Raw genomic sequence first — 8,656 nt, 5'->3', positions numbered from 1 at the left:
ATGCAGGACTGCGCGCTTCCGTTGCGATGTCACCGTGACTGAAGTTGGCTGACAGCTACTCGCGACCGTCGAATGCCACGCAGAGGCCCATGGCAGTTGCTGCCTCGATGATTGCCTCGGTTAATTCTTCGTCGGAGGCCACCAAATAAGGCGCAGCCTCCCGCGCTTCGCGTAGTGCCGCTTTGATCGAGACGGTCCGCCCTGTTGAGGAGTACAGTGATTGCTTGCTCTAGAAGCGGACCGACCCTTTGCGCGACGCTCATCCAGCCCTCCCCAGGGACACGCCGAAGGGCAATCTACTCACTTCCTGACGGACATCAACGCCATGTACAAATCGTACAAATTGGCACGGTGCTAGGCCGCGACAGTCAGGAATTGTAGAATTTCTGTGGTGGGGATCGGACACCAGCTCGCGAAGACCCTCATGCTCCTCCTCGATCCTATTGACGCGCCTCGAGCCGCCTTTCTCCCACAATTCCAGGTCGGTCTGTCCTGACGTACACCGCAGGCGAGAACCAATGGGTTGCCATGAGGTTATTCGCGAAGATCGAACCCGACGAACAGGCCAAAGGCTGGGGCAACATTGACAATAAGCTCCACCAGCTCGCAGTCAGTTTCCGCCAGATGTGGCCCGTCTCGGCGCACCGCCGCAATAGTCTCTTTGACGGAGATGATTTGGCCGCGACGGGCTTGTAGGATCAGCTCGTGAACAAGGTGTTTGGCAGTCACTTTGTCGGGTCGGCAGTTCGTCCAAACGTTCATACAAGGCCTCCCACCTCAGCGAGAACCCAAGAGAACATTCATGATCCTCTGTCGAGAAAAATCAAGAAGAATGTTTGATAACTTCTGAGTGGGAATCAGGGGGACAAGCCACGAAGCGAGCCTCTATACTCTTTGAGCTGACGCTCAGCCAGCCGGCTAGGGACCTTCTTCCGTCGGGCCCTGTTTGGCCCGATCAATAGCCGCAAGTAATGACTGTAGGGTTGGCGGCAGTTCTGGTTCGACCTCCAGATTTAAGAACGTTTGTACGTGATGACGATAGCCTTCGGAACGGATCAGTTTCCGAAACGCTTCGGAGACAGACTGATGGTCTGCTTTGTTGCTCGTTGTCATGTTCGGGAAGTCCGTCCCAATCAGCCGCAACTCGCCCGCAACGAATGGGTTCCATCAGGAGGTCGGAATATTTGGTAGAAATTTCTAACCGGGAGATCGGATAACTGGCTCGCGCGAAGACCCCCCGTGCCACCTTCGTTTGCCGCAGCATCATCCTCGCTCTTTGAACTGAAGATTTGTGCCGGTCTGGCGTCCGCGTGGCACATCGTGAACGTTGGAATGCTTCTGTCCAATGTTTGCTCACGCTGTGATGCCAATAGGGCAGGCTCTTGCGGCGGGGTGCCGCAAGGCCGCGACAAATGAAACGCCGGCGCAGTTCAACCCACGCGACGTCGTTCAAAGCTGGGGGGATCGATCTCCATCAAGCGGTCTGCGGCCTCGACCGCAGTTCGTATCCTGCTGCACAGCGCGAGATTTTCGGCCAGCATTTCTTCAGTGCGTTGAAGCGCGAGCTCGGTCCGGTGGATGCGCTGCCTGGCATTGGCAACTTCCGATGTCAAAATATCGACCGCCATCCCGTGGCCGTGGGGTTCCATAGTGTCCATGGGTTTCTAATACATGGGGGGCGATATCGTTCCGTGATGTCGGGCGAAACGGCGGGCCGCAGAATAGCGCTATGGGCCGAATGACCAATGCACTCCCTGTCAAAACAGCGCCAGAAACAGGCGAACGGCTTCGGCCGCTCTACCTGCCACGGGCAGAGGCGATCACGGTCCAGAGGGCCATTGATCTGTTCAGGCACGACTACAACGTAAGCGAAGACACACTCAGGCGGCTGGTGATCAAGCACCGTCTTCACAACCAGACAATGCCCGGTGCTCCGTGGAGAATAAGCGCTCCCGGTTTGGCTATGGCGCTCGCCGGCGATGATGACGCGCTTGCGCGGTTGAGGCGGGACGATCGCGAGCATCCGGACGTAACCCGGTATTTCAAGCGGCTCGGCATCCCGCGACCCTGACCTGTTATCAAAAGTTATGGTCGCGGCGACTGTCTAAAATAGACATTAAGTAGATGTCGCGGCCCGACAGGGCTCCACACAAGAGCGAACCGTTGCTGCCTTGCGCATCGCCCTCTAGGCCGCCGGCGTCGAGTTCATCCCGGAGAACGGCAGCCGCGCCGGCGTGAGGCTCCGCAAGCCTTAGGCCGTAGGCTCGTTACTGCGCAGCCACACACCTGCTTTTCGCCATCGGACGAAGCAGTTGCAACAGGTGGTGCGCGGGCCATAGCGCTGAGGCAGGTCGCGCCATGGAGCACCGGAGCGCAGCACCCAGAAGATGCCGTTCAGCACGCGCCGATCATCAACACGTGGCACACCTCTTGGCTTGTTGGGTAGACGCTTTATTCCATTGCTGACCATTGTCCAAAAGCGCTGTTAACCAAATTTTCTCACCCGCCAATGCTTATTCGCGCGACTGAAGGGGTGAGGTGATCGATGTGTGATTCAAACATAAGCGCGTTTCCGCTGCATCGGCGGCGGAAGTTGGTCGAAGGGATCGCCCGGGTCCTGGAATCCAAGAACGGGAAGGACGCGAACGCCTTCTGGCGCAACACCGCCAAGGCAATTCTCGTTCAACTGTCCGAATCAGGAATTGCACCCGGGGTCGCCGAACAGGAAGTTGGAACGCTTCTTCATGCTGTCTTGGGCGATATCGCCACCCGCAGTGCTGCGAAACTTGCACAATAGCATCGGCTCACGATGAAGGATTGCCGCATAGAGACGCCCCGGGCTCCACAAGCGTAGCACCACTGCATCCGTCAAACGCAGGTTTCTCACTGCGGATGAAAAGATAGGCGCGTTCGTCGAAATCATGCGCGCGAATGTGCTTTCGGGCGAGATACGGCTCCGCCTCGCCTGTCCGGCGGTCATCGACCAAATCGAGGTAGGCGATGCGGAAACCCGCATTCACGGAAGGCCGACGGACCTTTTCCACGAGCTGAACCCGCAAAACCAATGAGCCGCCGTTGAGTTCCACACTGCCTTTTTATGCGACTTTGCAGGCACAAAGGACGAACATTCATTGGTCCAGGTTTTCAGCTTGTCACCTTGAGGTCACCTCGCGCCAACTCCCGATGTTGTGCTGCCCAAAGGGTTTCCACCGCATCCGGCACTACGGCCTGCTTGCCGGCTCTGCTCGCAAGGCCAGCCTTGCGCGCGCCCGTGAACTGCTGAGCGTCGCCGCGCCATCCAATGACGACACGACGGACGAATCGGGCGACTTCAGCCCGTCGTGCCCCTGCTGCGGCGGACGCATGATCGTGATCGAGACGTTCGAACGCTGGAGGCAGCCACGCGGACCGCCGGACGCAACCGCGACGAACCGGGAGACCGCTCCATGACCCGGCATGGAATGGTTCAGCCTTCAGCCGTAGGTACTCAGCTTCCGGCAACGGACCCCACCCATGTCCATGATGATCACCGAGACCGAAAGGGCAGCGTCAGGCCGTTCATCGTGCCGGCAATACCGCGCGGAGGCGCAACGAGGCGGCCTGTCCGCATTCATCCCAGCGCTTCCCAGCCTCGGTCGTGCAATCGCCGACATCAGCCGCAAATCGAAATCCCCATAGCCATCGACTGTGGCCCGCGGGTTCCTTCCTCGGGGACTTTCGTACGCCTGCCGGCGCCCGAAACTCTTATATGGGATGGTCAACTACAAACGGCGTCACGTCGACATTGTCATGTACCTCCGGGCAATCCGTAGATCCATTCGATGGGTCCGTTTGCGTGACGCGGTTCGCGAACGAACCCAGTCCACCTTATATTCGGTCAGGGCGCATGCACCTGTTCCATGATCCCGCTTGCGGCGGATTCGGACCCAAGAGACGAAACCATTCTTCAGCGGCGGCTGTTTGAGGCCATGAGTTTCGTCGGTTCGTCTACCGAGGATCTGCCAGGCCTGATCGGTCCTGGAGATTGTTAGAATCGATTGGCGTCTACGCTGATGGTTTCGTCAGGAGAGCTCCTTCTATAACGACTCCGGCGTTCACGTATTTCCACAGCGCAACAAGCAGTTTCCGAGCGAGGGCGATGATCGCCGTCTTCTTGTACCGGCCACCATTCTGGATGACTCGCGCCCTGAACCACTGGCTGAGTGCGGAATTGGGTTGATGGCGCACCCAGAGCCACGCAACCTGGACAAGCGTCGACCGGAGCCTAGGATTGCCGGACTTCGAGACTCCCTGCTCGCAATTAATCTGCCCACTTTGCCAGGGCGTTGGCACCAAACCAGCGTAGGCGGCAACCTGTCGTCGATTGTCAAACTTGCGCGACAATCCCTCAGACCACAGGACGGCCGCGAACTCAGGACCAATTCCTTTGAGGCTGAGCAGCAGGGCCGGTGTGGGCACATCTGCCGCGACGAGCATGGCGTCGCGGGCCTCTTCAACATCCTTGATCTGCTGGATCAGCAACTCGATGCGATCAAGTTCGCGGCTGATCTGCGCCTTGAGCGCTGGCGGCAGTGGACGCCCATCTGCGGTAATGAGCGCGTCGAGGCATTTGCGTCATCGCCTTTTAGTGGTTCGTATCCGGACACACCTTGGCTGAACAAAAGGCCCTTTATCCTGTTGACGTGCCTGATCCGCTCGTTTGTCAGCGCCTTCCGCTCCCGCACCAACCGGCGACGGTCTTCCTCCTCCGGGGTTGGCACTCGCAACATCGCGCAAACCCTAGGCTCGCCGCGGTTGTGGGCCAACAACGCTCGAACCAGTGCTTCCCCGTCAATCCTGTCGTTCTTGCCCCGCCGACGGCGACGCGATGTGGCAATGGATGCCGGGTCAACGACATAACTCTCGATGCCTTCGCGTTCGAGGACCCGATGTATCCAGAATCCATCCAGACCAGCTTCCTGGATTGATATGATCCGGAAGCTCTGCCCTGTCCGCACTTCCGCCTTTCGTTGCAGCTCTGCGAAGTGATCGAGCAAACCCGGAATGTCGCGCCCCGACACGAGGTGTCTCGACATTCTCTCGCCCCCACCTGGCGAAAGCGAAGTCACGAGCCATTTTGAACGAGACAGTTCTAACGAGACAAATATTGCGGCAAGATCGCCGGGGATAGCGGCCGGGGCTTTGGTGGTGTTGGCTTGCATGCTGACCTCCAGGTGATGTTTGGCGACTTCACTCTGGCAGAGCGCTGGTCGCCTTCCATCCCCATAGGATCTTCACGATAGCGGACCGGCAGATTTCAGGCAGAAATAGTCGGAAGCGGACATTTAGGCACGCCGCTTGCATAGTAGTTAACTGACCGAAGCGGTACGGGAGCAGGTCGACTGCCCCACCAAGCCTCAGGCTCCTCTCACTGGCATCGCAACCAGGACGGAGCCCTCTTTGACCCTCGCAGGATAGGTCCTGAGATTGACACATGGCGGCAGCCGCTTTGCCGCGCCGGTGCGATAGTCAAAGGCGCCCGCGTGCTTGGGGCATTCGACCTCGTAATCCATGACCAGTCCGTCGGCGATGTGTACCGCTTCGTGCGTGCATAGGCCGTCGGTGCAGAACACTTCATCATCGGGCGAGCGGAAGATGGCGTAGGTACGGCCATCATGGTCAAAACGGCGGGCACCTTCCTGTTCGATATCGTGGAGGCCGCAGACCGTGATCCAGCTGGACATTTTTTCCTCTATGAGTTGCGGTCGGGCCTCCGGAACGGCAATGCCGCCCGGAGGCCCCGGTCCTGGGCTCAGTTCTTGTTGAGGTAGTCGGCGGCGTTGGCCGGGGTCACCAGTTCGAACGGCACGTAGACGACGCGTTCGACTTTCTCGCCCTTGGCCAGCGCGAGTGCGGCGTCGACGCCGCCGCCACCCTGGCCCTTGGCGTTCTGGAACACGGTGACCGCGAGATCGCCGGCCTTCATCGCCTGCAAGCCGTCCTGCGTGGCGTCGATGCCGCCGACGACGACGTTCTTCATGTCGACGCCGTTGGCCTTGAGCGCCAGGATGGCACCGATAGCGGATTCGTCATTGTTGGCGATGACGGCGTCCGGCGCGCCGCCGGCGGTCAGCCAGTTGGTCATCAGGGTCTGGGCATTGTCGCGCGACCATTCGGACGACTGCTTGTCGACGATCTTGATGAAGTTGCACATGTCGGTGCCGAAGATCTGCTCGACATCCTTGGTCCGCTGCAGGGCCGCCTGGTGGACGAGGCTGCCCATGACGATGTAGGCTTTGGCACCTGCCGACTTGCCCTTGGCGCGCAGCATCTTGCACACCTCGAACGCTTCCAGCGTGCCGGACTCCACCTCGTTGGAGCCGACATAGACCTGTTTCTCCGGCAGGTTCGCCATGTCTGACGGTTCGAGGTTGACGAAGACCAGTGGGATGCCGGCCTTGGCAGCTTCCTCGCTGAGCGTCCTTGACGCATTGGTGTCGACCAGGGTGACGATGATGGCGTCTACGCCGGTGGCGATGAAGTTCTTCACCTGGTCGAGTTGCTTGGCGACGTCGTTCTGCGCGTCCTCGACCTGGATGCCGGCGGCCTTGTCCTTGGCGCGGGCCTGCATGCCGTCCCTCAGCAACGTCTGAAAGTTGTTGTCGAAGTTGACGATGCTGACGCCAATTTTTGCAGCCATCGCATTGGTCGACATCAAGGCCGCCAACGCGGTCGAAATGAAAAGCTTCTTCACGGTTTTCCTCCCTTGTGGATGGAGTGCCGGTTCACCCCTCCTTTGACTTCCGGCCCTTGCGGGATGGCTTGCGCCGACGCCTCGCGTGGCTGTCTGATCGGGCTGTCATTGGGCGGCGTTGGCGCGCGCCTTCTTCTTCTCGTAGCGGGCCTGCATGCGGGCCTCGCCTTCCTTGCTGCCGTCGTGGAAAGTGCCCAACCATCGGTCGAACGGGATGAGGCCGTCGCCGTAGTTCACCTCGAAATATTTGTGATGGAGGTAATGGATGTAGGCGTGGCTATCGATGCCGGTGTCCTCGCCGAGTTCGACCTTGTCGAAGCCGACATGACCGGGAATGGCGCCGAAGCCGGCATAGTGGAGCTGGTAAAGCGCAAGCAGCGGGTTCGACGGGATGACCAGGTGCCAGAGTGCAACGCCGAGATAGCCGAACTGCTCGACGGGGTGCATCGACAGCGACGACCAGGGCGACGGGTTGACGGAGTTGTGGTGCACCGAATGCACCCATTTGTAGAGCGGCGGCCAGTGGATTGCCCGGTGCAGCAAGAAGAAATGCGTCTCGTGGATGATTGGCACCACCAGCGCCAGGCAAAACAAGTACACGGGATGATCGGCGACTGTCAGCCACGGCACGTAGCCATTGGCATAGGCGTAGAGGATCGCGACCTCGATCGCCGTCCAGATCGGCATGCCGGTGCCGAAGGTACGCAGCATGTTGTCGAGGTTCTGGTTCTCGAAGAAGAAAGCCTTGCTCTTCTGCTCGGAGGGCCATTTGCCGTTGTATTTGAAGCGATTGCCCTGGGCTCTCACAATGTAGAGCCGGAGCTCGAAGACGCCGAAGAAAACAAGCAGCGCCGCGCAGTTGACGAGGAAGAGCCTGAGGATCCATCCGACGCTCAGCGTCTTCATGACCTCCACGTCGGGCAGCACGTACTGCCACCACGCGACCGCCGAGAGCGCGAACAGCAGATTGTAGGGCAGGAAATAGTGCGGCAGCCATTTCAGTAGCGCCAGCGGACGCGGCGGAAACGCGAACAGCGGCGCGGTGCCTGCCGGCTCGCTCGGAGCCCAGTCGCCTCTTTTGTTGCGCGTGCCGTATTTCAGGTCGTCCATGTCGATCTCACAGGGATTGGGAAAGGGTGAGGAAGCGGTCATAGGCGGCATCGTCCATGTCGACCTGGTGCTTCGCTTCGGGATAGGCGCCGGCTATCACATCGCGGCCGAAGGCGCGGAAGGCGGCGATGCGCTTTTCCTGCAGTTCGGCGTCTAGTGTCACGAAATCGGCATAGCGTTTGGCGTGGCGCGGATAGTGACCGGTGTGGGTGCCGAGCACGTCACTGGAAAACAGGTACTGAGTGTCGCAGGCGCTGCCGCAGCCCATGCCCATGGTGATCAGTGGGGTCGAGCGCGTGATGTGATCGGCAAGCCGCACCGGCACGACCTCGACCTCGATGCAGGCGGCACCGGCATTCTCAAGGTCCTTGGCCGCGCGCAGCACCTTGAAGGCTTCTTCGGCGGTCTTTCCAATGGCGCGAAAATTCGTCCAAGTAGCGCGGTTCGGCACCAGGCCGACATGGCCGGTAACCGGAATGCCCTCCGCCGCCATCGCCTCGATGAAGCGCGGTGAATGCGAGCAATAGACGGCGTCGGCGCCGCGCTCGATCATGTCAAAGCCGAGCCGTACCGCCTCGTCGGGCGAGGCGACCGCGCCATGCGGCATGCCGACCGACAAGAAGGCGAAAGGCGCCGCCTCACGGATCAATTCCAGATTGTGGTCGGACTCGCTGGAGAGGATTACGATATCGCAGGCGACAGCCGCGGCGGCCTCAGCCGGCGTGTCGACGTGAAGCTGCAGCCATTTGCGGCTGCCCTTGGCGCTCCTCAGATCGTAGGCCGTCAGCCGTCTCGTCACTAGTCGTCCTCCCT

General features: G+C 59.9%; 8 protein-coding genes and 3 pseudogenes. 2 read left to right on the top strand and 9 right to left on the bottom strand.

Annotated features, from left to right (window positions below; translation table 11 throughout):
* Nucleotides 1–534: 534 nt before the first annotated feature.
* The 3 genes and pseudogenes from NKI97_RS26685 to NKI97_RS26675 form a co-directional block, all read right to left on the bottom strand.
* A complete protein-coding gene (locus NKI97_RS26685; RefSeq protein ID WP_352458909.1) occupies nt 535–762 on the bottom strand; it encodes a hypothetical protein in 228 nt (75 codons plus the stop codon).
* Nucleotides 763–1,430: 668 nt separating this feature from the next.
* Nucleotides 1,431–1,628, bottom strand: a complete 198-nt coding sequence (locus tag NKI97_RS26680) for a hypothetical protein (RefSeq protein WP_352837597.1) — start codon at nt 1,626–1,628, stop codon at nt 1,431–1,433.
* A 644-nt stretch (nt 1,629–2,272) separates the two neighbouring features.
* A pseudogene (locus NKI97_RS26675) lies at nt 2,273–2,470 on the bottom strand (transposase); the annotation flags it as partial.
* Nucleotides 2,471–2,545: 75 nt separating this feature from the next.
* Between NKI97_RS26675 and NKI97_RS26670 the strand changes: the two are divergent.
* Nucleotides 2,546–2,797, top strand: coding sequence for a DUF6074 family protein (locus NKI97_RS26670; RefSeq protein ID WP_352457909.1), 252 nt, complete (start codon nt 2,546–2,548; stop codon nt 2,795–2,797).
* A 7-nt stretch (nt 2,798–2,804) separates the two neighbouring features.
* Here the strand turns inward: NKI97_RS26670 and NKI97_RS26665 are convergent, their stop codons facing one another.
* The gene (locus tag NKI97_RS26665; RefSeq protein WP_352837594.1) at nt 2,805–3,086 is read right to left on the bottom strand and encodes a hypothetical protein; all 282 of its coding nucleotides are present in this window, start codon (nt 3,084–3,086) and stop codon (nt 2,805–2,807) included.
* 109 nt (nt 3,087–3,195) lie between these two features.
* Here NKI97_RS26665 and NKI97_RS26660 point away from each other — a divergent pair.
* Nucleotides 3,196–3,450 (top strand): annotated as a pseudogene (locus tag NKI97_RS26660) (IS91 family transposase); the annotation flags it as partial.
* A gap of 594 nt (nt 3,451–4,044) precedes the next feature.
* Here the strand turns inward: NKI97_RS26660 and NKI97_RS26655 are convergent.
* The 5 genes and pseudogenes from NKI97_RS26655 to NKI97_RS26635 all read right to left on the bottom strand — a co-directional run bounded on the left by NKI97_RS26655 (nt 4,045) and on the right by NKI97_RS26635 (nt 8,642).
* Nucleotides 4,045–5,201: pseudogene (locus tag NKI97_RS26655) on the bottom strand (IS110 family RNA-guided transposase).
* A gap of 195 nt (nt 5,202–5,396) precedes the next feature.
* On the bottom strand, nt 5,397–5,723 hold the full coding sequence (locus NKI97_RS26650; RefSeq protein WP_352837592.1) for a MocE family 2Fe-2S type ferredoxin: 327 nt from the start codon (nt 5,721–5,723) through the stop codon (nt 5,397–5,399).
* A 68-nt stretch (nt 5,724–5,791) separates the two neighbouring features.
* Entirely contained in the window at nt 5,792–6,733 is a 942-nt protein-coding gene (locus NKI97_RS26645) for a substrate-binding domain-containing protein (RefSeq protein WP_352837589.1), read from the bottom strand.
* 105 nt (nt 6,734–6,838) lie between these two features.
* Nucleotides 6,839–7,843: a sterol desaturase family protein gene (locus NKI97_RS26640; RefSeq protein WP_352837586.1), complete on the bottom strand. Its 1,005-nt coding sequence runs from the start codon at nt 7,841–7,843 to the stop codon at nt 6,839–6,841.
* A 7-nt stretch (nt 7,844–7,850) separates the two neighbouring features.
* Nucleotides 7,851–8,642 carry a 3-methyl-2-oxobutanoate hydroxymethyltransferase gene (locus NKI97_RS26635; protein ID WP_352837583.1) on the bottom strand — a complete coding sequence of 264 codons (792 nt, stop codon included), beginning with the start codon at nt 8,640–8,642 and terminating at the stop codon, nt 7,851–7,853.
* Between the last annotated feature and the right edge of the window lie 14 nt (nt 8,643–8,656).

This window comes from Mesorhizobium sp. M0296 (assembly GCF_040321675.1).
In the GTDB taxonomy this organism is placed as follows: Bacteria; Pseudomonadota; Alphaproteobacteria; order Rhizobiales; family Rhizobiaceae; genus Mesorhizobium.
Note: the sequence above shows the minus strand (reverse complement) of the source record. Positions and strands in the feature narration are given on the sequence as shown.